Annotated in this window: 21 protein-coding genes and 1 tRNA gene; 11 read left to right on the forward strand and 11 right to left on the reverse strand. The window is 74.1% G+C overall.

The features are described 5' to 3' along the window. Positions 1 to 4: 4 nt before the first annotated feature. Complete coding sequence (locus tag ACI8AP_RS02415; protein ID WP_456587728.1) at positions 5 to 1,618, reverse strand: carboxyl transferase domain-containing protein; 1,614 nt, start codon at positions 1,616 to 1,618, stop codon at positions 5 to 7. Positions 1,619 to 1,708: 90 nt separating this feature from the next. Between ACI8AP_RS02415 and ACI8AP_RS02420 the strand changes: the two genes are divergently transcribed. Beyond that, positions 1,709 to 2,335, forward strand: a complete 627-nt coding sequence (locus ACI8AP_RS02420) for an SACE_7040 family transcriptional regulator (protein WP_456587729.1) — start codon at positions 1,709 to 1,711, stop codon at positions 2,333 to 2,335. Between the two features lie 22 nt (positions 2,336 to 2,357). Here the strand turns inward: ACI8AP_RS02420 and ACI8AP_RS02425 are convergent, their stop codons facing one another. After that, positions 2,358 to 4,163, reverse strand: coding sequence for a hypothetical protein (locus ACI8AP_RS02425; protein WP_456587730.1), 1,806 nt, complete (start codon positions 4,161 to 4,163; stop codon positions 2,358 to 2,360). A gap of 151 nt (positions 4,164 to 4,314) precedes the next feature. After that, positions 4,315 to 5,463: a hypothetical protein gene (locus ACI8AP_RS02430; RefSeq protein ID WP_456587731.1), complete on the reverse strand. Its 1,149-nt coding sequence runs from the start codon at positions 5,461 to 5,463 to the stop codon at positions 4,315 to 4,317. A 187-nt stretch (positions 5,464 to 5,650) separates the two neighbouring features. On the opposite strand from ACI8AP_RS02430, the gene orn reads away from it, so the two are divergent. After that, on the forward strand, positions 5,651 to 6,298 hold the full coding sequence (gene orn, locus ACI8AP_RS02435) for an oligoribonuclease (RefSeq protein ID WP_456587732.1): 648 nt from the start codon (positions 5,651 to 5,653) through the stop codon (positions 6,296 to 6,298). 87 nt (positions 6,299 to 6,385) lie between these two features. Continuing rightward, a tRNA-His gene (locus ACI8AP_RS02440) sits at positions 6,386 to 6,461 on the forward strand. A 255-nt stretch (positions 6,462 to 6,716) separates the two neighbouring features. Here the strand turns inward: ACI8AP_RS02440 and ACI8AP_RS02445 are convergent. Both ACI8AP_RS02445 and ACI8AP_RS02450 read right to left on the reverse strand, forming a co-directional pair. Beyond that, positions 6,717 to 7,379, reverse strand: coding sequence for a potassium channel family protein (locus tag ACI8AP_RS02445; protein WP_456587733.1), 663 nt, complete (start codon positions 7,377 to 7,379; stop codon positions 6,717 to 6,719). After that, entirely contained in the window at positions 7,372 to 8,712 is a 1,341-nt protein-coding gene (locus tag ACI8AP_RS02450; RefSeq protein ID WP_456587734.1) for a TrkH family potassium uptake protein, read from the reverse strand. Before ACI8AP_RS02450 ends, ACI8AP_RS02445 begins: the two co-directional genes overlap by 8 nt. 249 nt (positions 8,713 to 8,961) lie before the next feature. Here ACI8AP_RS02450 and ACI8AP_RS02455 point away from each other — a divergent pair, with 249 nt between their 5' ends. Both ACI8AP_RS02455 and ACI8AP_RS02460 read left to right on the forward strand, forming a co-directional pair. Beyond that, a complete protein-coding gene (locus tag ACI8AP_RS02455) occupies positions 8,962 to 10,722 on the forward strand; it encodes an ABC transporter ATP-binding protein (protein ID WP_456587735.1) in 1,761 nt (586 codons plus the stop codon). Positions 10,723 to 10,809: 87 nt separating this feature from the next. Continuing rightward, positions 10,810 to 12,372, forward strand: a complete 1,563-nt coding sequence (locus tag ACI8AP_RS02460; RefSeq protein WP_456587736.1) for an MFS transporter — start codon at positions 10,810 to 10,812, stop codon at positions 12,370 to 12,372. A gap of 52 nt (positions 12,373 to 12,424) precedes the next feature. Here the strand turns inward: ACI8AP_RS02460 and ACI8AP_RS02465 are convergent, their stop codons facing one another. After that, positions 12,425 to 13,027, reverse strand: a complete 603-nt coding sequence (locus tag ACI8AP_RS02465) for a TetR/AcrR family transcriptional regulator (protein ID WP_456587737.1) — start codon at positions 13,025 to 13,027, stop codon at positions 12,425 to 12,427. 202 nt (positions 13,028 to 13,229) lie between these two features. Between ACI8AP_RS02465 and ACI8AP_RS02470 the strand changes: the two genes are divergently transcribed. After that, a complete protein-coding gene (locus tag ACI8AP_RS02470) occupies positions 13,230 to 13,457 on the forward strand; it encodes a helix-turn-helix transcriptional regulator (RefSeq protein ID WP_456587812.1) in 228 nt (75 codons plus the stop codon). A 33-nt stretch (positions 13,458 to 13,490) separates the two neighbouring features. Here ACI8AP_RS02470 and ACI8AP_RS02475 read toward each other — a convergent pair whose 3' ends face one another. The 5 genes from ACI8AP_RS02475 to ACI8AP_RS02495 form a co-directional block, all read right to left on the reverse strand. Beyond that, positions 13,491 to 13,847 (reverse strand): hypothetical protein, encoded by a 357-nt coding sequence (locus ACI8AP_RS02475; protein WP_456587738.1) that lies wholly within the window; start codon positions 13,845 to 13,847, stop codon positions 13,491 to 13,493. 447 nt (positions 13,848 to 14,294) lie between these two features. Further along, positions 14,295 to 16,823, reverse strand: a complete 2,529-nt coding sequence (locus tag ACI8AP_RS02480) for an FtsX-like permease family protein (RefSeq protein ID WP_456587739.1) — start codon at positions 16,821 to 16,823, stop codon at positions 14,295 to 14,297. Between the two features lie 6 nt (positions 16,824 to 16,829). Further along, positions 16,830 to 17,615 (reverse strand): ABC transporter ATP-binding protein, encoded by a 786-nt coding sequence (locus tag ACI8AP_RS02485; RefSeq protein ID WP_456587740.1) that lies wholly within the window; start codon positions 17,613 to 17,615, stop codon positions 16,830 to 16,832. A 291-nt stretch (positions 17,616 to 17,906) separates the two neighbouring features. Then, the gene (locus ACI8AP_RS02490) at positions 17,907 to 18,140 is read right to left on the reverse strand and encodes a heavy-metal-associated domain-containing protein (protein ID WP_456587741.1); all 234 of its coding nucleotides are present in this window, start codon (positions 18,138 to 18,140) and stop codon (positions 17,907 to 17,909) included. 108 nt (positions 18,141 to 18,248) lie between these two features. Beyond that, the gene (locus ACI8AP_RS02495; RefSeq protein ID WP_456587742.1) at positions 18,249 to 19,760 is read right to left on the reverse strand and encodes an MFS transporter; all 1,512 of its coding nucleotides are present in this window, start codon (positions 19,758 to 19,760) and stop codon (positions 18,249 to 18,251) included. Positions 19,761 to 19,888: 128 nt separating this feature from the next. Between ACI8AP_RS02495 and ACI8AP_RS02500 the strand changes: the two genes are divergently transcribed. The 5 genes from ACI8AP_RS02500 (at position 19,889) to ACI8AP_RS02520 (ending at position 26,259) form a co-directional block, all read left to right on the forward strand. Further along, on the forward strand, positions 19,889 to 22,603 hold the full coding sequence (locus tag ACI8AP_RS02500; protein ID WP_456587743.1) for an AAA family ATPase: 2,715 nt from the start codon (positions 19,889 to 19,891) through the stop codon (positions 22,601 to 22,603). A gap of 343 nt (positions 22,604 to 22,946) precedes the next feature. After that, a complete protein-coding gene (locus ACI8AP_RS02505; RefSeq protein WP_456587744.1) occupies positions 22,947 to 24,566 on the forward strand; it encodes a molybdopterin-dependent oxidoreductase in 1,620 nt (539 codons plus the stop codon). Positions 24,567 to 24,738: 172 nt separating this feature from the next. After that, entirely contained in the window at positions 24,739 to 25,332 is a 594-nt protein-coding gene (locus tag ACI8AP_RS02510; RefSeq protein WP_456587745.1) for an HhH-GPD-type base excision DNA repair protein, read from the forward strand. Positions 25,333 to 25,432: 100 nt separating this feature from the next. Then, complete coding sequence (locus ACI8AP_RS02515; RefSeq protein WP_456587746.1) at positions 25,433 to 25,777, forward strand: DUF3099 domain-containing protein; 345 nt, start codon at positions 25,433 to 25,435, stop codon at positions 25,775 to 25,777. Positions 25,778 to 26,028: 251 nt separating this feature from the next. Continuing rightward, on the forward strand, positions 26,029 to 26,259 hold the full coding sequence (locus tag ACI8AP_RS02520; protein WP_456587747.1) for a DUF3039 domain-containing protein: 231 nt from the start codon (positions 26,029 to 26,031) through the stop codon (positions 26,257 to 26,259). Position 26,260: the final 1 nt, after the last annotated feature.

Below are 26,260 nucleotides of genomic sequence, written 5' to 3' on the forward strand. Positions count from 1 at the left end.
CCGGTCACATCCGGAAGACGCCGTAGCCGACGTCCTCGAGCGGCGCGTTGGCGCAGGCGGACAGGGCGAGGCCGAGCACGGTGCGGGTCTGGGCGGGGTCGATGACGCCGTCGTCCCAGAGCCGCGCCGTGGCGTAGTAGGGGTGGCCCTGGGACTCGTACTGGTCGCGGATCGGCGCCTTGAACGCCTCCTCCTCCTCGGCCGGCCACTCCTCCCCGCGGGCCTCGATGCCGTCCCGGCGGACCGTCGCCAGCACCGACGCCGCCTGCTCCCCGCCCATCACCGAGATGCGGGCGTTGGGCCAGGTGAACAGGAAGCGGGGCGAGTACGCCCGGCCGCACATCGAGTAGTTGCCGGCTCCGAACGAGCCGCCGATGACCACGGTCAGCTTCGGCACCCGGGCGCAGGCGACGGCGGTGACCATCTTGGCGCCGTGCTTGGCGATGCCGCCGGCCTCGTAGTCGCGGCCGACCATGAAGCCGGTGATGTTCTGCAGGAACAGCAGCGGGATCTTCCGGCGGTCGCACAGCTCGATGAAGTGCGCGCCCTTGAGTGCCGACTCGGCGAAGAGCACGCCGTTGTTGGCGACGATCCCGACGGGGTGCCCGTGCAGCCGGGCGAAGCCGGTGACCAGCGTCTGCCCGTAGAGCGGCTTGAACTCGGCGAACCGGCTGCCGTCGACCAGCCGGGCGATGACCTCGCGGACGTCGTAGGGGGTGCGCGGATCCGGCGGCACCACCTCGTAGATCGACTCCGGCGGGTGCTGCGGCTCCTCGACCGGCTCCAGGTCCCACGGCCGGGGCTCCCGCGGCCCGAGGGTGGACACGATCTGCCGGACGATCTGCAGGGCGTGCGCGTCGTCGTCGGCCAGGTGGTCGGTGACCCCGCTGACCCGGCTGTGCAGGTCTCCCCCGCCGAGCTCCTCGGCGGTGACCACCTCGCCGGTCGCGGCCTTCACCAGCGGCGGGCCGCCCAGGAAGATCGTGCCCTGCTCGCGGACGATCACCGCCTCGTCGCTCATCGCGGGCACGTACGCGCCCCCGGCGGTGCAGGAGCCCATCACCGCCGCGATCTGGGCGATGCCGGCCTTGGAGAGGTTCGCCTGGTTGTAGAAGATCCGGCCGAAGTGCTCGCGGTCGGGGAAGACCTCGTCCTGCATCGGGAGGAAGGCGCCGCCGGAGTCGACCAGGTAGATGCACGGCAGCCGGTTGTGCAGCGCCACCTCCTGGGCGCGCAGGTGCTTCTTCACCGTCATCGGGTAGTAGGTGCCGCCCTTGACGGTGGCGTCGTTGGCGACGACGACGCACTCGCGGCCGGAGATGCGGCCGATACCCGTGATGATCCCCGCCGCCGGCGCCTCGCCGCCGTAGAGGCCGTGCGCGGCCAGCGGCGACAGCTCGAGGAAGGGGCTCCCCGGGTCGAGCAGCGCGTCGACCCGCTCGCGGGGCAGCAGCTTCCCGCGAGCGGTGTGCCGCTCGCGGGCCCGCTCGCCGCCGCCGAGAGCCACCGCGCGCAGCTGGCCGGCCAGATCGGCGACGAGCTCCGCGTGCGCCGCGGCGTTGCGGGCAGCGCCCGCCGGGTCGGGCGACAGGGCGTGGGAGAGCACCGGTGCGTCCACGGGGCAGAGGTTAACCACGGTTCACGGTGAGGTCCAGCCCACTCGTCGTGGGGTTAACCGGAGTTCACCGGCGGGGCTAGCATCCGTCGCATGACGTCGGCCGGCACGGATCTGGGCGCGGGCGCCCCCGCGCAGGACGCCGCCATGCACGCCGATGCCGCCCGCCCGTCCCGGCGGGAGCAGATCCTGCAGGCGGCCGCCCGGCTGTTCGCCGAACGCGGGTCCCGCGCGGTGGGGGTGGACGACGTCGGCGCGGCCGTCGGGGTGACCGGGCCGGCGATCTACCGGCACTTCGCCAGCAAGGACGCGATGCTCGCCGAGATGCTGCTGCGCATCAGCGCGCGCCTCGCCGACGGCGGCCGCGACCGGGTGGCGGCCGCGGGCAGCGACCCCGCCGCCCAGCTGCGTGCGCTCATCGACTTCCAGGTCGACTTCGCGCTGGACAACCCGGCGCTGATCGTCGTGCACGACCGGGACCTCGGTTCCCTCCCCGAAGCCGAGGCCGCGCAGGTGCGCCGGCTGCAGCGCCGGTACGTCGAGGTGTGGGTGGCCGTGCTGGCGCGGGTGCACCCGGGCGCCGAGGCGGCCGCCTGCCGGGCCCGCGCGCACGCCGTCTTCGGGCTGATCAACTCCACCCCGCACAGCGCCGGCCGGCTGACCCGCCCCGCGATGGCCGAACTCCTCAACGCGATGGCCTGGGCGGCGGCCACCACCTGAGGTGCGGGCGCCGGGAAGGACCTCAGCCCTCCGGGAGAGGTGGCACCGGCAGCGCGAGCCCGTCCGAGGCCACCTTGTCCACCGCCGCCGCACCACCCGGCCCCGGCGCACCGGCCCACGCGCTCTCGACCACGGTGACGGTCGACCCCGACACCGCGCTGGCGTACTCCGCCGACCGCAGCCCTACCGGGCCGCCGTCGTAGGTGACCCCCTCGCGCAGCAGGTCGTTGACGTTGCCGCTGCCGTCGCGGTCGGTGAGAGCACGCAGCTCCCGGGCCGCGGCGGGGTCGGACATGGCGACCCGCGACACCGAGACCACCACCGGGGCGCCGCCGATCTCGGCCGAGTAGAGCGCCCGGGAGAGCCCGGTGCAGTCGGTCGCGGCGAAGAAGCCGGCCACTTCCCCGTAGGCGTGCCCGGCGCAGGTGTCGTCCACCTGCACGGCCTCCACCGTGTAGGCGGTGCCGTTCACCTCCCGCACCTCGCCGATCGTGGGACCCGCCGCGACGGCGTCGGACGGCGACCCGTCGTCGCCCGCGGCGCCCTCGCCCCCGGAGCCGTCGCCGCCGAGCAGCAGGGCGGCGATCGCGCAGACGGCCACCAGGGCCACCACCGCCGCGATCAGCGCAGCGGCCCGCCGGCGGTCGCCCGGCCCCCGCGCCTCGCCCCGACCGGATGCGGTGGCACCCCACGCCGGGGACAGCGGCGGGCGCCCGGGCGGCTCCGCGGCCCGGGGCACTGGCGGCTCCGCGGCCCGGGGCGCGGCCGGGAGCACCGCCGTGCGGGGCCCGGGCGGGGTGGCCGCGTCGTCGTCCTCGGGCACGGTGCGTCCCGCGACGTCGTCCTCGCGCTCGGTGCGTCCCGCGTCGCCGTCCGCGGCGCCGACGAACCCGGCGGCACGCGGCGGTGCCGGCGCGCCCCCCACCTCGACGGTGTCCCGCTGCACGGCGACGCCCGGCGCGGAGCCCGTGGGCGCCGCCGCCGCCACTGCGGCGGCGTGCGCGGAGGCCACCGAGGCGGCGACCGCGCGGGCCACGGCGGTGGCGCTCAGCGGATCGCCGTCGTACGCCGCGCCGGCGGCGCCGTCGCGCGGCTCCCTGTCGGGCGTGCCCGGCGGGGTGACCGCCGGGGAGGCGGCCATCGCGGCCGGGGTCAGCAGCTCGGGGCGGCGGAGGACGTACGGCGAGTACGGGAAGGCCTCGCCGTTGAGCTCCTCGACCGTGGGCCCCCGGCCGGGCAGCTCCAGCGCCGCGAGGGCCGCCCGCACGTCGGCGGTGGTCCACAGCCGGGGGTTGTCGACCCCGGCGTGCCGTGCGGCGCGGGCGAACGCGAGCAGGAGGGAGCGGGGGTCCAGCGTGGCCACCAGGTCGCCCTCGCCCAGGTCGCCGTCGGCCGGGACCAGCCCGGTGATCTCGCCGACCAGGACGGTGAGACGCGCGATCCGCCCGGGCTGCAGGCCGGCGCGCCGCAGCTTCACCGCGGTGTCCATGCCCGCTCGCATGAGCCCGTCGAGCGGCGTCGAGCCGCCCCCGGCCTGGTGCAGCACCTGCTCGGGCCCGTCCCCCGGGGCGGCGATCGTCCACGGGCCTTCGGGCTTCGCCGTCACCACACCGGACTGCCGGGGGACCTCGACCACGCGGATGACGGCGAGACCCTCGGGCACCAGCAGCACCGCGTCGGACTGCCGGCGGCCCAGCGGCTCGTCCACCAGCGGCAGGGAGGCCACCACGGCCGCCCGCACGGAACCACCGGTGCCCCACCGCTCGAGCTCCCCGAAGAACGCGCGCTCGCCCGCCGTCTCCAGCGGCGCCGGGGTCAGGACCAGCACGTCGTCCTCCGGGCGGTCGGGTTCTGCGGTCAGGAGATCCGTCGGCTGGGTCCCGGCGCGGGGCACCGACGGCGACCCCGCGGGGCAGCCGCCACCGACGCTACGTCATCGCCGCGACCTCTCCCGTCGCGCTCGGCGTGGCCCGGCGGGTTCAGGCGGGGACGGGTTCGGCGGCCGCCGGCTCGTCCGGGACGCGCCACCGCGCCAGCCAGGTGCTGGCGGCCAGCACGTCGACCGCCGCCCACAACGCGCCGAACGCGACGGCCACCGGCAGCGCCGACCACCAGTTCCAGGGCGGGAGCAGGCCCAGCGACTCCAGCGGGAAGGCGACGGCGTAGACCGCCGCGGCGACCGCCGGACCCGCCACCCAGCCGGGGACCCGGCGATCGGCGGCGACGTCGACGAGCAGCGCGCCCACGACGAGCACCACCGGGAGCACCGACGGCGGGAAGCCCGTCGCCACCAGCCCGAGCCACATGACGCCGCGGTAGCCGAGGTAGACGACGGCGATCACCGTCGCCGTCCAGCGCAGCGCGACGACCCGGCGGGCCACCACGAGCGCCAGCAGGCCGGCGCAGATCAGCCACGCCGGGTGCACCCACGACGGCACCGGGAGCATGAACATGGCCGGCGACTGGCCCTGCGAGGCGGCGAAGTCCAGCAGCTGCGGCTCGGCCGTCGTCCGGCCGGCGTCGTAGGCCTCCAGCGACAGCACCCCGTACTCCTGGTGCTGGTTGGGGAAGACCACGTTCTCGACGAAGAACAGCCACAGGCCCAGCGAGACGAGGTCGCGGGTGCGCCCCGGCGCCGCGTACAGCCACCACCCGCGCAGCGCGCCGGCCAGCATGATCGCCGTCCCCAGGTACAGGAGCGCGTGGCTGGGGCTCCAGCTGGTGATGTCCAGCCCGTTGATCCGGTGGTTGACGATGTCGACCGGGACCGCGACGAGGAACGTGGCGGTGCCCACCTGCATCAGCCGCAGCGCACGCCGGTCCACGCCGTACCCGCTGTAGCTGTGGAACAGCACCAGCACGACGACGACGACGGTGCCCACCGTGTTGAGCAGGTGCGGCGGGGCCAGGTCGTCACGCAGCCACATGAAGTGCCAGGAGACGTCCCAGGACGACCCCAGCATCTTCAGCAGGAAGGCCGCCAGCCACGCGGTGTAGACCCAGCGCAGCTCGGTCTGGGTGGTGGGCCGCCCGGGCCGACCGGGGGTCACGTACGCCGTCCACAACCACCGGAGCAGGGCGATCGGGTGGGCCAGGCCGGCGCGGAACGTGCCCGGCGCCTGTGGCACGGGCGTCGCGACGGGAGCGGGTGCAGAGGACACGGGGATCTTTCTGACGGCGGGCGTTCGGGCGACCCTAACGGTGATCAGCGCCGTTTCCGAGCCTTCCGATCGCGCGTCCGCGGCGGCTGGGATGCGCGTGGACACGAGGGGTGATCGGGGCGGCCGGGGCGCGCGGTGCGTACTGTCGGACGACGTGGCGGAGAACGGCGGGCACCTGGTCTGGATCGACTGCGAGATGACCGGGCTGGACCTCACCAAGGACAAGCTGATCGAGGTCGCGGTGCTGATCACCGACTCCGAGCTGAACGTCCTCGACCCGGGCCTGGACCTCATCATCGCCGCCGACGACGCCGACCTCGACGGCATGACCGACTTCGTGGCCGAGATGCACGCGAAGTCGGGGCTGACCGACGCCGTCCGCGCCGCCACGCTCACCCTGGCCGAGGCCGAGCAGCAGATCCTGGCCTACGTGAAGCGGTTCGTCCCCGACCGGCGCACCGCCCCGCTGTGCGGCAACTCGATCGGGACCGACCGTGGTTTCCTCGCCCGGGACATGCCCGAGCTCGACGACCACCTGCACTACCGGATGGTCGACGTCTCCTCGGTGAAGGAGCTGGCCCGCCGCTGGTTCCCCCGCGTCTACTTCGCGCAGCCGCCCAAGGGGCTGGCTCACCGGGCACTGGCCGACATCATCGAGTCGGTACGGGAGCTGGCGTACTACCGGCGGACGCTGTTCGTGGCCGCACCCGGGCCCAGCGGCGAGCAGGCCAAGCAGGCCGCCGACGAGGTCATCGGCTCGTTCGCCGAGCTGCTGTCGGCGGGAGACGCCGGCGCCGCCTGACGACGGCGACTCCCCCGGCGGGCCGCCGCGGGGGCTCCGGTATCGTTGGCGCGTTCCCCCGGGCCGTCGCGCCCGGACGGATGCACGGTGGGTGTAGCTCAGCTGGTAGAGCACCAGGTTGTGATCCTGGGTGTCGCGGGTTCGAGCCCCGTCACTCACCCCAGCGGTGGAGGCCCTGGTCAGGCGACTGACCAGGGCCTTCGTCCGTACCGGCGCCTCGATGCTGCGGTCGAGCGTGGCCGCGTCGTAGCCGAACACGTCGATCAGCCGCGCGTTCACGATCAGGGTTCCGGTGGTCAGATCCCGATCGAAGGAATCGATGCCCGCAGCCGCCACGGCCAGGGCCGGCGTCGACCTTCTCGCTGCCGCCGGCGGGCCCCGCGGACCGGCCGTGACGGTGCCCGTGCCGGGGCCGACCTCACTGCAGGTCCACGAACCGCTCGACGTCGGTCGGACGGCCGGCGACGACGATCTCGCAGCCGTAGGTGAGCACGGTGTCGGTGGCCGCGTGGGTGTAACCGCCGCCGAGCTCGGGCTTGACCGAGACAACGGTGACACGGTGCTTCTTGCGCAACCCGGACTGCCCCAGCGGCACTCCCACCAGCTCGCGCGGCGGTTTGGTGGTGGCGAGCGCCCACTCCTCGTCCAGCCAGACCCAGTCCAGCAGGCGACCGGAGACCACGTGGGCCACCCGTTCCCCCATCTCGTGCTCCGGGAAGACGACGTGGCGGGCACCGATGCGCTCGAGGATCTTGCCGTGCTGGGCACTGAGCGCCTTGGCCCAGATGTGCGGGACGCCGAGTTCCGCCAACAGCGAGGTGGCGAGGATGCTGGCCTCCACGCCGGTGCCGATGGCGACCACGACGCGGCGGAACTCGCCGAGGCCCAGCTCGTTGAGGGTCTCCAGATCGGTGGCGTCGGCGACGACGGCGTGGCTCAGCTGCCCGGACAGTCGCTGCACGACGTGCGGGCGGCTGTCGACGGCCAGCACCTCGGTGCCGCTGCGGGTCAGCTCCAGCGCTATGGCGGTGCCGAAGCGGCCCAGCCCGATGACGGCGACCGGGTCCTTGCGACTAGCCAACGATGATCCTCTCCTCGGGCAGCTGGAAGCGGCGGCCGCGCTCGCGGAGGGCGAGGGCCGAGGCCAGGGTGAGCGGGCCGATCCGGCCGATGAACATGAGCAGCACCACCACGAGTTGCGCGGCAGGTGGCAGGTCGGCGGTGATGCCGGTCGACAGGCCGACGGTGGCGACCGCAGACACCGCCTCGAACAGCGCCCGGTCGAGGGCGACGTGCGTGAGCGCCTCCAGCGTCAGGGCAGCCAGGATCACCAGCCCCATGCCGAGCAGAGCCACGGCCAGAGCCTGTCGTTGGTTGGTGCCCGGGACCCGGCGTCGACCGACCTCGACATCAGCGTCACCACGCAGTTCGGCCCAGAGCACGTACGCCAGGAGCCCGAACGTGGTCACCTTGATCCCGCCCGCCGTGCCGGCAGACCCGCCGCCGATGAACATCAGCGTGTCCGTGAGGAGTAGCGTCTCCGGCTGCAGCGCGGCGATGTCGACGTTGTTGAACCCCGCACTGCGCGGCACCACCGCGGCGACGAATGCGGCCATCACCGTGGCGCCCGGGCACAGCGGACCCAGCGTGGCGGGGTTGCGCGCCTCGGCGGCCAGGTAGCCGAGCGTCCCGATCACGAGCAGGGCGACCGTCACGACCACGGTGACGCGGGTCAGCACCGACCACGTGCCCGGCCGACGCCACGAGCGGGCCAGCTCGAACACCACCGGGAAGCCCAGCCCGCCGACGATGACCGCGACGGCCATGGTCAGGCTGATCCACGGGTCGGCCACGTACTGCACGATGCTGTCGGCGTTGAGAGCGAATCCGGCGTTGTTGAACGACGAGATGGCGTGGAACACGCCGGAGTAGGCAGCGGACGGGAGTGGTTCGGCGTACTCGGTCGCGAAGCGGACCGCCAGCACGACGGCCACCAGTACCTCGGAGGCGAGGCTGAAGAGCACCACGTTGCGGATGACGCGTCGGACCTCGGACGCGGAGAGCGATTTCGTCTCGGCCTGGGCGACCAATCGGGCCCGCAGTCCCAGGCGCTGGGACAGGAGCAGCACGAGCAGGCTGGCCACCGTCATGATGCCGAGCCCACCGGCCTGGATCAGGAGGAGGAGCACTGCCTGACCGAAGCCTGACCAGTAGGTGCCGGTGTCCACGGTGACCAGACCGGTGAGGCTCACCGCCGAGGTGGCCTGGAAGAGGGCGGCGAGGACATCAGCCCGCCCCGGCCCGGCGGTGGCGACAGGCAAGGAGAGCAGCCCGGTGCCGGCAGCGACGGCCACGGCGAATCCGAAGGCGATCATGCGGCCCGGATGGCGTCGGCCGACGGTGCGCACGCTCACGAACGACACCACGGCAGCGGCAACCGGCGGCTACGCCGACCGACCGACCCGCTGACGCGGCCCCGCATCTCCCCCACCTCTGCCCGAGCGCGAATGATCCACGAAGAGGATAGCAGTACGATCGGTAGGCTCTAAGTATCGTTCGGAATGTCACCCGCTCCGCCCTCGGCCGGCCCGTCCGCCATGCGGCCTCCCGGTTGTGAGCCCCGCCGCCCGCCCCTCTGACCGCACCACGACTGAGAGCCGCTCGTGTCTGCGCCCACCACCGACCAGCCGTACCGCTGGGAGAATGCCCGCGTCCTGTGGACGTTCGTCAGGCCTCACCGACGGACGCTGCTCGGCGCCCTCGTACTGGGTTTCGGCGCTTCGGCTGCCGCCCTCGCCACGCCACTGGTCACCAAGCAAGTGCTGGACAACCTCGGCGCGCCGCAGGACCTGCTCCCACCCATCGCCCTCCTTCTCGGGCTTCTGCTCGTCGGCTCACTCCTCGGCCTGTCCCAGTGGACGCTCCTCGGACGCGTCGCCGAGCAGATCGTGCTGGATGCCCGGACGTCGCTGGTGCGCCGCTTCTTCAGCGCCGTCGTCCCAACCTTGCGCGAACGGTCCGCCGGCGAGCTCGTCACCAGGGTGACCAGTGACACGGTCCTGTTGCGCGAGGCTGCCTCGGGGAGCCTCGTCGGCATCGCCAACAGCGCCGTCACCCTGATCGGTGCGGTGGTCCTCATGGGCGTCCTGGACCTCGTGCTGCTGTCGGCCGTCGCCGTCGGGGTCCTGGTCATCGGGATCGTCGTCGCGCTACTCATGCCACGCATCACCGAGGCGGAGCGGAGCGCGCAGGCGTCGGTGGGTCGCCTGGGCGGCGTGCTGGAAACCGGGCTCCGAGCGTTGCGGACCGTCAAGTCCAGCGGTGCAGAGACGCGGGAGAGCGAGCGGGTCATCACCGAGGCCCGCGCATCGGCGGAGCACAGCATCCGAGGCGTCCGCATTTCGGCCATCGCCTGGACGATTGCCGGAAGCGGCATCCAGTTGGTGATCATCGGCATCCTCACCCTCGGCGCCTGGCGGGTGAGCACCGGCGCGCTGGCCGTCTCCACCCTCGTAGCCCTGCTCCTGTACGCCTTCCAGACCGTCGACCCGATCAGCGAACTCACCATGAACGTCACGCAGCTGCAGGCCGGAATGGCCGCCGCTGCGCGGATCCGCGAGGTGGAGGACATCCGGATCGAGGACGTGACGGCGGGCGACGACGTGCCGGCGCGAACGGGCACCACCGCTGACAACGGGCCGATCCTGACACTCGACGGCGCGAGCGTGACCTACCCCGGCCGGTCGCGCACCGCCGTCTACGACCTTTCCCTCACCGTGCCCCGGACCGGGCACATCGCTCTCGTCGGACCGTCCGGCGCCGGCAAGAGCACCGTCATGTCACTGATGCTGCGCTTCATCGCACCGGACCGCGGCTCCTTGACCATGGAGGGAGTTCCGTTCGACCAGCTGAGCATCGGCGCCGTCCGTTCCCGGATCGCCTACGTGGAGCAGGAGTCCCCGCTGCTGACCGGGACCGTGCGGGACAACGTGCTGTTCCGCCACCCCGACGCGGCCGACGACGAAGCCTGGGCGGCGCTGTCGGCGGTCCAGCTCAGCGACACCGTCGCGCGACTGGACCGCGGGCTCGACCACCCGGTGAGCGACACCACGCTGTCCGGCGGGGAACGTCAGCGCCTCGCACTGGCCCGTGCCATCGTCCGCCCACCGGCGATCCTGCTCCTCGACGAGGCCACCGCTCAGCTGGACGGGTTGACCGAGGCAGCGATCCAGGAGGTCATCCGTCAGGTGGCCCGGCACGGAGCTGTCGTCACCATCGCGCACCGGCTCTCCACGGTGCTCGACGCCGACCAGATCCACCTCATGGAGGACGGTCGGATCCGCGCGACCGGCACGCACCAAGAACTCTTGGGCGCCGATGAGATGTACCGAGGCCTGGTCGAGGCGCTCCGCATCGCCGGCTAACCCACGACAGTCCGCCGCGACCTGACTCGCGTGTGACTCCGTCCACATGGTTGGCTGTGCGTACCGTTTGGTATGTACAGTCGGAGCGTGAGCAGCTCCCCTTCCTCGACCCCCGCCTCCATCCCTAGCGGGCAGGCGGCCGATCCGACCGCAGGCGGAGGGGCCCGGCGCTGGGCCGCCTTGGCCGGGCTGACCCTGGCCGTCACCCTGCTGGCCGTCGACGGAACCGTTCTAGCCCTGGCCGCACCCGCACTCACGGCCGATCTCAACGTGACGTCGACGCAGCTGCTGTGGATCGGCGACGCCTACTCCTTCGCGCTGGCCGGCCTGCTGATCACCATGGGCACACTGGCCGACCGCATCGGCCGCAAGAAGCTGCTGCTCATCGGGGCCACCGGCTTCGGCCTGGCCTCGCTCCTCGCTGCCTTCGCCCCGGGCGCCGGCTGGCTGATCGTCGCCCGCGTCCTGCTCGGGGTCGCCGGCGCCACCCTGATGCCCTCGACCCTTTCCCTGGTCCGCAACCTGTTTCCCGAGCCCCGTCTCCGTACCCGTGCCATCGCCATCTGGGCGGCCGGTGGCACCGGCGGAGCCGCGCTGGGCCCGCTGGTCGGCGGCGTCCTGCTGGAGCACTTCTGGTGGGGCTCGGTCTTCCTCATCAACCTGCCGGTGATGGCCGCCGTGCTGGTCGTGGTCGCGCTCTTCGTCCCCGAGTCCCGCAACCCCCGCCCAGGAACCTTCGATCTGGGCGGCGCCGTGATGTCGCTCGTGGGGATCGTGTCACTGGTGTGGGCGGTCAAGCACACCGCTCAGGACGGCATTGATGTCCTCGGCATCGCCTCGGCGATCCTGGGAGCGGTCGTCCTCACGCTGTTCGTCCGCCGTCAGCGGCGACACCCCTCGCCACTGGTCGACGTCAGCCTCTTCGCCCGTCCGGCATTCACCGGCACTGTCGTGGCGAGCCTCCTCGCCGTCTTCGCGTTCAGCGGCCTGTTGTTCTTCTTCTCCCAGTACCTCCAGCTGGTCAAGGGCTACTCCCCCCTCCAGGCCGGCATCCGCGAGCTCCCGCTCACCATCGCAGCGGTGGTGGTGATCGTGATCATCGCGCCACTGGTGAGCCGTCTGGGCTTGGGCCGCACGCTGGGCGCGTCCCTGTTCGTGGCCGCTTCCGGCCTGGTTGTGCTGGCCGTGGCCGAGGGCGGAACGAGCTACGCAGGCCTGGCACTCGGCCTGGTCATCGTCGGGCTGGGCTTCGGGGTCACCTTCACCACCGCGACCGACGCCGTCCTCGGGGCCGTCCCACCGCAGCGCTCCGGTGCGGCGTCGGCCATCTCGGAAATGTCCTACGAGTTGGGCATCGCCCTGGGCATCGCCCTGCTGGGCACGCTGCACACCATCGTGTATCGCGCTTTCCTGCCGGACCTCTCCGGCCTCACCGCGTCCGCACGGGACGCAGTCAGCGAATCCCTGGCGTTCGGCACCTCCGCTCTCATGAATGGCGGCGACAACCGACTGCTCACCGCGGCCCAGGACGCCTTCAGCCACTCGATGCAGATCACGTCAGTGATCGCAGCCGTGCTGCTCGTCGTCGCCGGCGCGGTGGCGTGGAAGGTGGTGCCGGCGTCGCAGACCCAGCTCACCGACGACAGCTGAGGGTCGGCGTCCGTCATGCGACCCGCATGACGGACGCCGACCTCCCGCGGCTCTACTGCTCCCCCGTGTCCTCGTCGGCCAGGTCCAGCAGTTGCGCCCTCACGGCATCGGCCACGGATCTGGCGTGCTCGGCATTGACCACAGCGAGGGCCGCCAGCCCGTCGACCGCCAGGCTGACCAGCCGCACACGGTCGGGATCGAGCCCGTCAGACGTGAGGTTCTCTGTCCACCACTCCGTGTCCTCCGCGAAGATGCGGGCGACCCCCGGGCTGCCGTGCAGTGCCAGGCTGATGCTCCAGTACTCGTCGTCGGCAGTGGCAGTCCCGTCGGGGCTGGAGACGTCGTCACAGAGCACGTTGACGTAAGCACGCAGCAGCTTGCCCGGCCGGTTCTCCGAGAGGTCCACCCGATCGAGGACCCGCCTGCGAAACCTCTCGACCGAGTCTGCGGCAAGCGCCTCGAAGAGAGCCTCCCGAGAGGCGAAGTGGTGCGTGAGAGCACCCTTGGTCACCCCAGCCCGTGCGGCGATCGTGGCCAGCGATGTTGCAGTGGCGTCCTCGGCGAGAACCGCAGCCGCCGCATCCAGCAGACTGCGACGCGTCCTCACAGCATCACGGCCCGACCTGACCCCTTCGGAGCTGTTAGCTGGATCCATAGCCACCAGGATACCTTCCGTTCAGTCTGCTCAAGAAAACGAGTGGTACTATCGGGTAGCCGGTACAGCGTTGGTGCTGCCCCGGCGGGCCGGCGGCTCCCCTTCAGAGGGGCCTAGAACGTCCCACACCCTGCCCCCCCCCCCCCGTCGCTGCTACGGATGAGGCTTGAACGGCTCCGCTCGCAGGAATGGCGACAAGCGCGTGCACGACCGCATAGCGGAGCTGCGGGCTGAGCGAGGGATCAGCCGTAGGGAACTGGCGGATGGTGTCGGCGTACACCCTCAGACGATCGGCTACCTGGAGCGCCAGGAGTTCAACCCCTCGCTGCCACTGGCAATGCGCATCGCCGACTTCTTCGACCTACCCGTCGAGGCTGTCTTTTCCCTACGCCCCCTGCGAAGGTCGTCGAGCACTCCGCCGAGGCCGTAGCCGGGAGGGGTGCGCACTCCCGACCTCGCGGCTTCAGACCGTCGGACGATCGGGCCTGCGCTGGTGCGCTGCCAGCTGCGCCCGCTCGCCACCTTCTGAGCCGAGACCTCTGCCTGCACCGTCACCGTTGCCATGCCGCCGTGCCGCTCGCCGTCCGCGCAGCCCGGCCTCGGTGTTCATCTGGCGACGCGACATCAGCTCCGGCAGCATCTCGCCGATCTTCGAGACGACTTCGGCGGTGAACCACACCCCCTTCGTCGCACCGGTGCGCTGGTGCGGGACCCGGCGGTCGCGCACCAGGTCCTTGAGCCACTTCTTCTTCATGTTGAGCATCTGAACCACCTCGGCTGACGTGTAGCAGCGGACGGCGGCGAGCTGTTCGTCGGTCATACCCGCACCTGTCCGGCGTCGTGCGGGCACCGCAATCGCCAACCGACGGGTCGGGCCGACAGGCCAGCCAATGTGGGGGGCAGATTGGGGGGCAACGAGGACGATGAAGGCCGGTCAGGGACGATCGGGGACGATCGGGGACGCCCGAGAAGCCCGGCATCCTGCGGCGTCACCGGGCCACCAGGCCCGGGACCGGCTTCACTCGCGGGTTCGAGCCCCGTCACTCACCCAGCGGTGGGGGGGGGGGGGGGGGGGGGGGGGGGCGGGCGCGGGGCGGGCGGGGGGGGGGGGGGGGGCCGCGGGCGGGGGGGGGGGGGGGGGGGGGTGGGGGGTGTGGTGGGGGGGGGGGGGGGGGGGGGGGGGGGGGGGGGGGGCGGGGGGGCGCCCCCGCCCGCCCCCCCCCCCCCCCCCCCCCGGGCCCGTGGAGCCGGGCCCGGCTCCCGGTGGTCAGCGGGTGGCGATGGCGGTGAGCACGTCGAGCCTCGCGGCCCTGCGGGCGGGCAGCAGACCGGCGGCCAGGCCGGCGAGCACCGCCGCGGCGGTGACGGCGAGCAGCCTGACCACGGGGACCTCCATGACAAACGGGTTGTCCCCGGACAACCCGGCCAGGGTGGCCGCGGCCAGACCGAGACCCAGACCGACGCCCACGACCGCGGCGACGGCGGCGATCAGCGCCGCCTCGGCGCGGACCATGCCGGCCAGCTGCCCGCGGGTCATGCCGACCGCGCGCAACAGGCCGATCTCGCGGGTCCGCTCGACGATGGACAGCGCCAGGGTGTTGGTGATGCCCAGCAGCGCGATCAGCACGGCGAACCCGAGCAGCACGGTGATCAGACCGAGCACCTGGTCCACGGCGGCGGCCCGACCGGCCGCGGCCTCGGCCTGGTCGAGCACCTCGGCGTTGGGGAAGTCGGCGACCGCTGTGCGCAGCGCCGTCCGCGCGTGGGCCGGGTCCGTGCCGTCGGCGAGGGCGACGTAGACGGTGGCGTCGACGTTCTCGCTGAAGTGGGCGGCGTAGGTGTCCAGGGAGATGACGTAGCTGGTGGACAGCGCGCGGGCGGAGTCGTCGGCCATCAGCCCGACCATCCGCAGCCGCTGGTCACCCTCGCGCGGGAGGGTCAGCGCGAGAGTGTCGCCGACGGACAGGCCGCGCTCGGCAGCAACGCTGTCGGCGAGCACTATGCCGCCGTCGGTGAGGGCGGCCAGGTCGCCGGCGGTCATGTCGATGTCGGCGACACGGGGCAGGGTGGCCGGGTCGACCGCGGTGAGCGCGCTGGTCGTGCCGGCGTCGAGCCAGTGGCCGTAGCGGACCGCGGAGACGGTGGCGACCTCGGGCAGGGCGGCGACGCGGGCGGCGATCTGCGGGGACAGTCCGCCGAGCATCTCGTCGCGGCTGCTCTGCACCAGCAGGTCGGCGGTGATCGCCTCACCGGTGGTCGCTCCGATGGCCTTCACCGAGCTGCCGAGCACCGTGACGAAGCCGATCAGCGCCAGGCTCAGCGCCAGGGCCATCGCGGTGGCTGCGGTACGCCGCGGGTTGCGCACCACGGACTCCCGGGCCAGCTGGCCGGGCACGCCGAGGCCGGTGAGCGGCCGGCCGACCGCGAGCGCGAGCCGCGGCGTCAGCACGGGGCTCAGCACGATCAGGCCGAACAGCAGCAGCACCGCGCCCAGCGCGACGCCGGCGATGTCGCGCAGCAGCGCGGCGGCAAGCAGGCCCGCCAGACTGAGTGCGGAGGCCGCCCAGCCGGCGATCAGCCGGCCGCGTCGGGGGGTCGTCGGCACGGGGTCGGAGCTACGCATGGCCTCCACCGGCGCGGTGCGGGCAGCCCGTCGGGCCGGACCCAGCACGGCCATCAGCGTGATCACCGTGCCGGCGGCCAGCCCGACGACGATCGTGCGGGCGGTGACGGTCAGCGGGCCGTCGGGCAGCGCCAATCCGACGCCGGAGGCCAGCCCCCGCAGGGCGTAGGCGGCGCCGACTCCGGCGGCGGTGCCGCCCGCGGCGCCGGTGACGCCGACCAGCAGCGCCTCACCGAGCACGGAGGCGAACACCTGCCGGCCGGTGCCTCCGGCGGCACGGAGCAGCGCCAGCTCCCCGGCGCGCTGGGTGAGCACGATGCCGAAGGTGTTGGCGATCAGGAACCCGCCGACGACGAGACCGGCGGCGGCCAGCGCCAGCAGCACGATGCGCAGGTAGTCGATGCTCTCCTTGGCGGCGTCGGCGCTGGCGGCGGCGGCGTCCTGGGCGTTGGCCACGGCGTAGTCCTCGCCGAGGGCGGAGGCCAGATCGCCGCGCAGATCGGTCACGGCGACGTCGTCGGCGGCGAGCACGTCGAGCGAGGTGACTCCGGCGCCGAGGTCGAGCAGCGCCTGCGCGGTGGGCAGGTCGACCAGCGCCACCGTGCTGTTGGCCAAGCCGTCGCCGTCCCCGACGCCGGTCAGGCCGACCACGCGCAGCTGCCGGCTGGCGGTCGCCGACACGGTGACGGTGTCGCCGAGAGCGATGCCGTGCTCGGCGGCGGTCGCCGAGTCGAGCACCACCTCCCCGTCACCGGCCGGGGCGCGGCCGGCCCGCAGGCTGTAGGCGGTGAACGGGGCCTCGGCCCAGGAGGCGAGGATGGTCGGCCCCGCCAGTCCCACGGACTGCCCGTCGACCTGCAGCTGCCCTGGACCCGAGACCACCGCCCGGACCCGGTCGACACCGGGGGTGGCAGCGATGCGGTCGGCGAGGCCGACCGGTAGCGGGTCGCGCTGCACCTCGACCCCCATCGCGGCGTCGAAGGCGGCCGCACCCCGGACGGTGAGGTCGACGCCGGCGGCGGTGGCGCGGAACTGCTCGTCGAGCAGTCGACTGCTGGTGTCGGTGAGCACGAGGCTGCCGGCGGCGAACGCGACACCGAGCGCGACGGCCAGCCAGGTCAGCGCGAGCCGGGACCGGTGCGCGAGCGCGTTGGCGAGAGCCAGACGGAACATCTCGGCTCACACCCCCGCTCGCGTGTCGAGGCCGGCCATGCGGGCGAGCACCGTCTCGGCGGTGGGGTCGGGCAGCTCGTCGACGATGCGGCCGTCGGCGAGGAAGACGACGCGGTCGGCGGAGGCGGCCGCGACCGGATCGTGGGTGACCATGACGATCGTCTGGCCCAGCGTGCGGGTGGCGTTGCGCAGGAAGGACAGCAGCGCGGCGCCGGCGCGGGAGTCGAGGTTGCCGGTCGGCTCGTCGGCGAAGACCAGCTCTGGGCGGGCGATCAGCGCCCGGCCGACGGCGACGCGCTGCTGCTGCCCCCCGGACAGCTGCGCCGGGCGGTGGTCGAGCCGGTCACCCAAGCCCAGCATCGCCACCAGCTCCTCCTGCCACGCCGGGTCGGGGCGCTTGCCGGCGAGCGTGAGCGGCAAGCTGATGTTCTCGGCGGCGGTCAGCGCCGGGATGAGGTTGAAGGCCTGGAAGACGAAGCCGATCCGCTCGCGACGCAGCAGGGTGCGGTCGCGCTCGGACAGGGTGGTCAGGTCGGTGTCGCCGAGGAGGACCCGGCCGGAGTCGACGGCGTCGAGGCCGGCGAGGGCGTGCACGAGGGTCGACTTGCCCGACCCGGAGGGACCCATGACGGCGGTGAACTCACCGGCGGGGATCGCGACCGAGGCGCCGTCCAGGGCTCGGACGGTGGCCTCGCCGCGGCCGTAGGTCTTGACCAGGTCGATGGCGCGGGCGGCGATCGGCGGCTCGTCTTCCGTCGTCGCGGCGGCCGGGACGGCGGAGGAGCGGGTCATGGTCTCTCCTGCAGAGGCGGGCCGAGGGTGCGGTGGGAGAAGAGGGCGGGCGGGCATGGCGTCTCCAGGGGGCGTGTGAGGCGGGTGGTCAGCGGGTGCGGCGGCGCAGGGAGCGGGCCACGGCCGCCCGCGCGAGCTGGTGGGTGCGGGCGTCGTGGAGCAGTTCGGCCTGGCGGGCGTGGAAGAGCTCCTCGTGGAGCAGGTTCACGGCGGGTGTCCCTTCGTGCGGGCGGTGCAGGGAGTGGGGGAGCGCCGGCGGCGGAAGCATCGCGGGCTTCCGCCGCCGGGCGGTCAGGGCAGGACGCGGTAGCCGGCCGCCTCGATCGCGGCGGCGATGTCGGCGCGGTCCACCGGCCGGGTGGCGGTGACGGTGGCCATGCCGCTGGCCAGGTCGACGGTGACGGTCTCGACGCCGTCGACGGCGGCGATCTGCTCGGTGACCGCCTGGCGGCAGTGCGCGCAGGTCATCCCGGTGACGCGGAAGGTGGTGGCGCCGATGAAGGTGCGCGGGGTGCCGGACAGCATGGGGAGCTCCTGGTGCGTGGGTGCGGCGTCGGTCGGGAGGAGCCTCGGCGCCGGGGTGGGTGCCTCTCACCGGGGAAATCGCCGGTATCTGTGCTGGGATCGGCCGGGTCAGTGCCCGTGCCCGTGCCCGTGCCCGTGCCCGTGCCCGTGGCCGGCGGTGCCGGCCGGGGGCTTGCCGCCGGGAACGGCGAGTGCGGTGAGCACGAACAGCGCGGCGAGGACGGCGGCGGTGACGGCGAACGCCCGGCCGTAGCCGTCGATGAGCCCGGCGGAGGTGGCGAGGTTGCCGGCGACGGCGGTGAGCGCGGCGACGCCGAGGGCGGCGCCGATCTCGTGGCCGGTCATCATCAGCCCCGAGGCCAGCCCGGAGCGCTCGGCGGGCACGTCGCTCATCGCGGCGACGGCGATGGCCACGAACATCGGGCCGACACCGGCACCGACGAGCAGGAAGCCGGGCAGCACGTGGGCGGCGTAGGAGGTGCCGCCGGCGCTCGTGGCCAGCAGCAGCACGCCGGCGGCCAGCACGACCAACCCGCCGAGGATGAGGGTGCGGGCGCCGAGGTGGCCGATGACCTTCGACGCAGCGGCGGCGGCGAGGGTGATCGCGGCGGCCAGCGGCAGGAACTGCAAGCCGGCCACGACCGGCGTCGAGCCCACGATGGCCTGCAGGTACAGCGAGGTCAGGAAGATCGCGCCGACCACCACACCGGTGACACCGGCCATCACCGCCGAGGCCGAGACCAGCGACCGCATCCGCCAGGTGGCCGGCGGGATGAGCGGATCGGCGGCGCGCCGCTCGAGCCGGGCGAACGTCGTGAGCAGGGCGGCGGCGGCGACCAGCGCGAGCCAGGTGCGCGGCGCGGCCCAGCCGGCCGAGCGGGTGGCCTCGATGCCGAACACCAGGGCCAGCAGCCCGCCGACCAGGGTGAGCGCACCGGGCACGTCGAGGCGGCGCAGCGCACCGGTCCTCGCGTTGCCGCGGGTCACGGTGCGCAGGGTGCCGAGCACGACGGCGATGCCGATCGGCACGTTGATGAAGAAGACCGCCCGCCAGCCCAGCGCGCTGGTCAGCGCCCCGCCGAAGAGCACGCCGGCGGCGATGCCGAGGCTGCCGACGGTGCCCCACACCGCGAGCGCGGTCTGCCGCTGCTTTCCGGCGTAGGCGGTCATGATGATCGACAAGGCGGCCGGGGTGAGCAGTGCCGCACCGGCACCCTGCGCCGCCCGGGCTCCGATGAGCGTGAGCGGGGTCTGCGCCAGACCGCTGACCAGCGACGCGGCGGTGAACAGGGCGATACCGGCGAGGGCCGCGCGGCGCCGGTCGAGCAGGTCGGCGATCCGGCCGCCGAGCAGCAGCAGCCCGCCCGACAGCAGCACGTAGGCGCTGATCGTCCACTGGTAGTCCGCGGCCGACAGGCGCAGGGACTCGCTGATGGACGGCAGGGCGACGTTCACCACCGACACGTCCAGGATGACCATGAACTGGGCGGCGATCATCAGCGCGAAGACCGTCCACGGCCGGCGCGGCTCGTCCGCGGCAGGTGCCGCGTGACCGTGGCCGCAGGCGTGCGGGTGCTGGTGAGCGGGCGCCGCCGGTTCGATGGTGGGGTGGGCCGACATGGCTCCTCCTCGAGGTGGGTCTGCGGGTCTGGCTGCCACGCTCGCCGCCGTCGAGGGCCCTCACGCCGGGAAAACCACCGGGATCGCGATCACGGGACCTGTCCGCTGCGGTCGGTACGGTCCCGTTCGTGCTGGCCGGACGGGATGCCGAACGCGCGGCGATCGCTGCGCTGCTCGGCGCCGCCCGCGCCGGGGCCGGCGGATCCCTGGTGATCCGCGGCGTGGCCGGGTCGGGCAAGTCGACGCTGCTGGCCGACGCGGTCAGCGCTGCGGCCGGCATGCAAGTGCTGCGCACGTCGGGGGTGGAATCGGAGTCGCCGCTGGCGTTCGCCGCGTTGCAGCGGCTGCTGTGGCCGCTGCGCGCCCGCCTGGACGCGCTACCGGCGCGGCAGGCCGCCGCGCTGGGCGCGGCACTGGGCGAGGCCGACGGCGAGGGCGATCGGTTCCTGGCGTTCCTGGGAACGCTGAGCCTGCTCGCCGACGCCGCCGAGGAGGCCCCGGTGCTGGTCGTGGTCGACGATGCGCACTGGCTCGATGACGCCTCGGCCGCGGCGCTGCTGTTCGTCGCTCGCCGGCTGCAGGCCGAGCGCGTCGCGCTGCTGTTCGCCGCCCGCGAGGGCGAGGGCTACGGCTTCGAGGCGCCCGATCTTCCCACCGCCGTGCTCGGTGGCGTGAGCGGTGCCGACGCCGAGGAGCTGCTGACCGCCCAGGGCAACGGTGAGGTCGACCCGGCGGTGCGCGACCGGCTGGTGACCGCGACCGGTGGCAACCCGCTCGCGCTCGGTGAGCTCGCCGCCGCGCTGACCGGTGACCAGCTGGCCGGGCGGGCGCCGCTGCCGACCCGGCTTCCGTTGACCGGCGGGGTCGAGCGCGGGTTCCTCGACCGGGTCCGTCGCCTGAGCGCGCCGGCCCAGCGGCTGCTGCTCCTGGTCGCAGCCGACGACACGGGCCGGCTGACCGTGGTCCGCGACGCCGCCTCGCGTCTCGACATCGCCGACGACGCCCTGGACGAGGCGGAGGGGATCGGGCTGCTCCGCGTCGACGGCGACACCCTGGCGCTGTACCACCCGCTGGTCCGCTCGGCGGTGTACCGGGCGGCCACCAGCGCGCAGCGCCGCGCTGCCCACCGAGCGCTGGCCGACGTCCTCGGCGCCGACCCCGACAGGCGCGCCTGGCACCTGGCCGCGGCGGCCGATCGGCCCGACGAGACGGTGGTCGGCGCGCTCGACGGCGTCGCCGAGCGCGCCGCCGCCCGCGGAGGACACGAGGCCGCCTCCGCCGCCTGGGCCCGCGCGGCCGAACTGACCGTCGACAGCGCCGCCCGCGGCCGGCGGCTGTTCTCCGCTGCCTCCTCGGCCTGGCTCGGCGCCCATCCGTCGCACGCCGCCGGGCTGGCGGCCGCCGCCGCGGCCGACCTCACCCACCCGGTGCAGCGCGCACGGCTGCTGCTGCTGCAGGGCCAGATCGAGTGGAACACCCACTCCCTCGACGACGGCTACGACCTCGTCCTGGAGGCCGCCACCCTCGCCGCCACAGCCGACGAGGCGATCGCGCGGCCGCTGGCGATGCTCGCCGCGGCGCTGTCGGCGTTCGGGGCGCGCTCCCCGCGCCCGGTCGACCCCGCCACGCTGGTCGGCCAACCTCCCGCCGACGCACCGGCCACCGGCCGGGCGGCCTGGGAGCTGCTGCAGGGGTTCGCCGCCGTCGGCCGGCGGGACTGGGCGCACGCCGCGGCCGCGTTCCGGCGCGCGTTCGACCTGACCGACGCCGAGCCGCTCGACGGCGACCACGTGCTGCAGCCCAACCTCGGCATCGCCGCCTGGCTCATCGACGACGACGAGCGCAGCCTGCGGCTGCACGCCGAGCAGCTGACCGCCGCCCGCCGCGGCGGCGCGCTCAACATGGTCGAGCACGCCCTCACCCGCGGGTTCCCCGCGCAGCTGGCGACCGGGGCGTGGACGAGAGCCGCCGCAGCCGCCGCCGAGGCGCTGCCGCTGACCGCGAGCACCGGCTCCACTGGGCTGACCGCCCTGCCCACCGCGCAGCTGGCGGTGATCGCGGCCCTGCGCGGGGACGATGCCGCCAGCCGTCACCTCGCCGACGTCGCCGCGGTCCGCGCGGCGCACCCGGTCGGAATCACCGACAGCCTCGTCACCGACCTGGCGCACTGGGCGCAGGCGCTGCGCGGCGCCGACCGGCCCGCGCCCGCGCTGCACCACCTGGAGCAGCTGCAGAACCCGATGCTGCGCCGCATGGCCGCCCTGGACGTCTTCGACATCGCCGTCCGCGCCGGCCGGACCGACGTCGTGCGCACGTGGCTGGCCGAGGTCGAGCAGTTCGCCGCGGCCACCGGCATCGCCTCGGCGGTCGCCGTCACCGAGCACGGCCGCGCGCTGCTCGCCGACGGCCCGGACGCCGAGAAGCACTTCCTGGCCGGCCTCGATGCGCACGCCGCCTCACCGCGGCTGCCCGACCGGGCCCGCACCCAGCTTGCCTTCGGTGAGCACCTGCGGCGCACCCGGCGGCGGGTCGACGCCCGCGAGCACCTGCGGGCCGCGCTCACCGTCTTCGAGGAGCTCGGCGCCGCGCCCTACGCCGAACGGGCCGCCCAGGAGCTGCGCGCCTCCGGGGAAACCGCCCGCCGCCGCGACGTCACCACCACCACCGAACTGACCGCGCAGGAGCGCCAGGTCGCCGCACTCGTCCGGCAGGGCCTGTCGAATCGGGACGTCGCGGCGCGGCTGTTCGTGTCCCCCCGCACCGTCGACTTCCACCTGCGCAACGTGTTCAGCAAGCTCGGCGTGGCCTCCCGGGCGGAGCTCACCGCTCTTCCGGTCGACTAGCCGCAGGGCTCGGGCCTGCTCCGGCGCCGTGCGGGCGTCCGGAACCGACCTGGAGGTTCTCCCCGGGTGCCCGGACCGGCCGGCGCGACGTTCCCGGCCGGCACGTTCCCGGCCTGCCCTGGCAGACCTGCCGCGGCTCCGCTCTGCTCGCCTCCTCGGCGCTCACGCCCGGGCGCTGGCCGCCCGGCTCATCGCGGACGCCGCCGGGCCGCAGCAGCCCACCGGCCCGGCCCCGGCAATCCCGGCGGTTCTCCCGGCGTGACGCCGGCGGTCCGTTCCTAGCGTCGGCCTCAGCCCACCGAGCCACTGATCCGCGACCGACCGCGCACCCGAGGAGCCCTGGATGGCCCACCACCCCACCCCTGCTGCACGTCCCGCGCGGACCGGCCTGCTCGCCGGGCTGCTCGCCGCCGCGGCCGGTGAGATCGCCGCCTCCGCCACGCGCCGTGGCCGCTCACCGTCCTCCGGCCTGGCCCGCGGCCTGGTCGACGCCGCCCCCGCGATGCTCGTCGACGGCGGCGTCGCCCTCGTCGGCCGGGCCGACAAGCCCGGCCTGGCCGTGCTCGCGGCCGGTGCCAGCGGCCTCGCCGCCGCCGCTGGCGGCACCGTGGCCGGCCGTCGCCCGCTGCTCGGTGCCGCCGTGGCCGCTGCTCCGCACGCCGTCGGCGGCTACCTCGCGCTGCGCCGCGGCGACGCCTCGGCCCGGGACACCGCAGCCGCCACGGCCGCCGGCATGTTCACCGCCGCGGCCGCGGTCGCGGTCGCCCCGCTGACGGTACCGCCGTCGGCGGTGCTGGCCGCCGCCGCGGCGGCCACGGGCGCGGTCGTCGCCACGGACCGCCGCGCACGTCGCCGTGGCGCCGCCGCGCTGCGCGACCAGGTGGCGTTGCCGACCCCCGTCCGGTCGCTGCCGCCGGTGCCTGCCGCCGACGCGGCACCGCAGCCGGGCGTCGCCCCGCTCCTGGCCGAGCCCGGCGAGCTGGTCGTCATCGACGTCACCGTCCCCGAGCCGCGCACCGACCTCGGCACCTGGCGACTCGAGGTGGACGGCGAGGTGGAGCGGCCGCTGTCCCTGACCCTCCGCGAGCTCCTCGCCCTGCCCCTGGAGGAGCGCGACCTGCTGGTGATCTGCGTGCACAACCCCGTCGGCGGCGACCGGATGGGCTGCGCCCGCTGGACCGGCTTCGGCCTGGCCGACCTGCTCGAGCGGGCCGGCGTGACTGACGACGACGGCTGGCTGGTCGCCGAGGCCGTCGACGGCTACGCCAACGTGCTACCGCTGGCCGTGGCCCGCCGGCACGGCTTCCTCGCCGTCGGGATGGCCGGGCAACCACTGCCCCGCGAGCACGGCAGCCCCGCCCGCCTGCTCGTCTCCGGCCGGCACGGGCAGGACGGCAACCTCAAGTGGTTGCGGCGCCTGACCGTCACCGCGACACCTCCGCCGTCCTACTGGGGCTCGCGCGGCTGGACCGACGGCACCTACCCGGTGCACCCGGCCTCCCGCATCGACGCCCCCGGCCCGCATGCCCACATCCAGCCCGGCGAGGTCACCATCCGCGGCTACGTCTGGGCGCCGCCCATCGGCGTCGATCGCGTGCAGTTGCAGATCGACGGCGGCCCGTGGACCGAGGCCACCCTCGGCGTCGACCTCGGCCCGGACGCCTGGCGGCCATGGGCGGCCCGATGGGCGGCCACGCCCGGTACGCACCGGCTGCGCGTCCGGTGCCGCACGACCACCGGCCAGTGGCAGGAGGAGGAGACCACAACACCCTTCCCGCACGGCGTACGGGGCCTCCACGCCATCACCGTCCACGTCGGCGGCAGTCCCGCCGGTCCGGCGCTGCGCCGGCTGGTCGGCCTGGGCGTCACCCGTACGAGCTGGGCGGTGCGGAGTGTCGCCGCATGGCGTCATCCCGAGCCCAGCGGTCCGGCCGCAGCCCGGCCCGCCGACCCAGCCAGCTGACCACACGCATCGCCACCCACCCACACCTCTCACTCCCACCGTTCTGCGCCGATCGCAGGAAGGGTGTTCCGATCAGCGCTCTGTCCCTGACCTCACAGGAACTCGCCATCGAGACGCTGCCCCTTGTCCGAGGGTGATTGCGGCAGGACCGCTCTACGGCACCATCTCCGACGTGACCACCTTGCGCATCGCCCAGGACGACGCCGCCGACGAGCTGCTGAGCCGAGACCCGCTCGCGCTGCTGATCGGGATGCTGCTGGACCAGCAGTTCCCCATGGAGCGGGCCTTCGGGGCCCCGCGCCTGCTGGCCGACCGGCTCGGCGTGGACAGCCTCTCGGCCGAGCAGCTGGCGGCGATGGACCCCGAGGAGCTCGTGCGGGTGTTCCAGGGACCGCCGGCGTTGCACCGCTACCCCGGTTCGATGGCCGGCCGCGCCCAGGAGGTGTGCCGGACCCTCGTCGAGCGCTACGACGGCCGCGTGGAGGGGCTGTGGGCCGACGCACCCGACGGCGCCACGGTGCTGAGGCGGCTGAACCAGCTGCCGGGCTTCGGGGCGCAGAAGTCGAAGATCTTCCTCGCGCTGCTCGGGAAGCAGTACGACGTCACCCCGCCCGGCTGGCGGGAGGCGGCCGGTGACTACGGCGCCGACGGCTCCCGGCGCTCGGTCGCCGACATCACCGGCCCGGAGACCCTGGCCGAGGTGCGGGCGTTCAAGCAGGAGCAGAAGCGGGCCGCGAAGGCGGCGAAGCAGGTGACGACGGGCTGACCGGGGCCCCTGCACCGGGCCCCGCCCGGTGGCACCATGGGGGTGGTCCGGGGAGCCGGCGGGGCTGATCCCCCGCGGCCACCGGCCAGCGGAGGGAAGGGTGCCCGTGGCCTCGAGCCAGCAGTTCCCGCGGTCGCGCAAGCCGGAGCCGGTGCTGATCACCGAGGCTGCGCCGAGCCTGACCGACCAGCAGGCCGCCCGCAGGCGGCGCTACGTGATCACCATGGCGATCCGCGGTCTGGCGCTGATCCTGGCTGCCGTCTTCTACAAGATCGTCTGGCTGATGATCATCCTGGCGATCCTCGGCACGGTGCTGCCGTGGGTCGCGGTCGTCATGGCCAACGACCGGCCGCCCAAGAGCCGGACCCGCCTCGCCGGGGTGGATGCCCGGCCGGACCGGGTGCTGGAGAACCCCGCCCGGACGGGGCGCGTCATCGAGGGATAGCCGGTGAGGGCGGGCCGGCGCGCTCCGGGCTGACCGACCACCCCGGCCGCGCAGGTCACGACCGCGCCGGTGCGGAGCGCCGCTGCGACGGCGGCGGCCGCCGGCCGTCGGCGACCTCGGGGGACAGGACCGGGCGGGGAGCGGTGTTCGCGGCCGGCACCCTGTCAGAATGGTCGCCGGGTGCGCCGAGCACCGCGGCGATCCCGGCCGCGCGGCCGTCGCACGACTGCACCGTCGAACAGGGAGACCGCATGAGCAGCAGCGACATCCTCGAGCGGCCGGACGTCCGCGACTCCGACACCGGCAACGCCAACGAGGTCTTCCACTACGTCAAGAAGAACAAGATCGCCGAGAGCGCCGTCATGGGCACCATGGTCGAGGCGCTGTGTGGCGAGGTCTTCCCGGTGACCAAGAGCCCCAAGCCCGGTAGCCCGGTGTGCCCGGCGTGCAAGGAGGTCTACCAGCAGCTCCGCAAGGAGTAGC

The sequence above is a fragment of the Blastococcus sp. SYSU DS1021 genome, assembly GCF_054050995.1.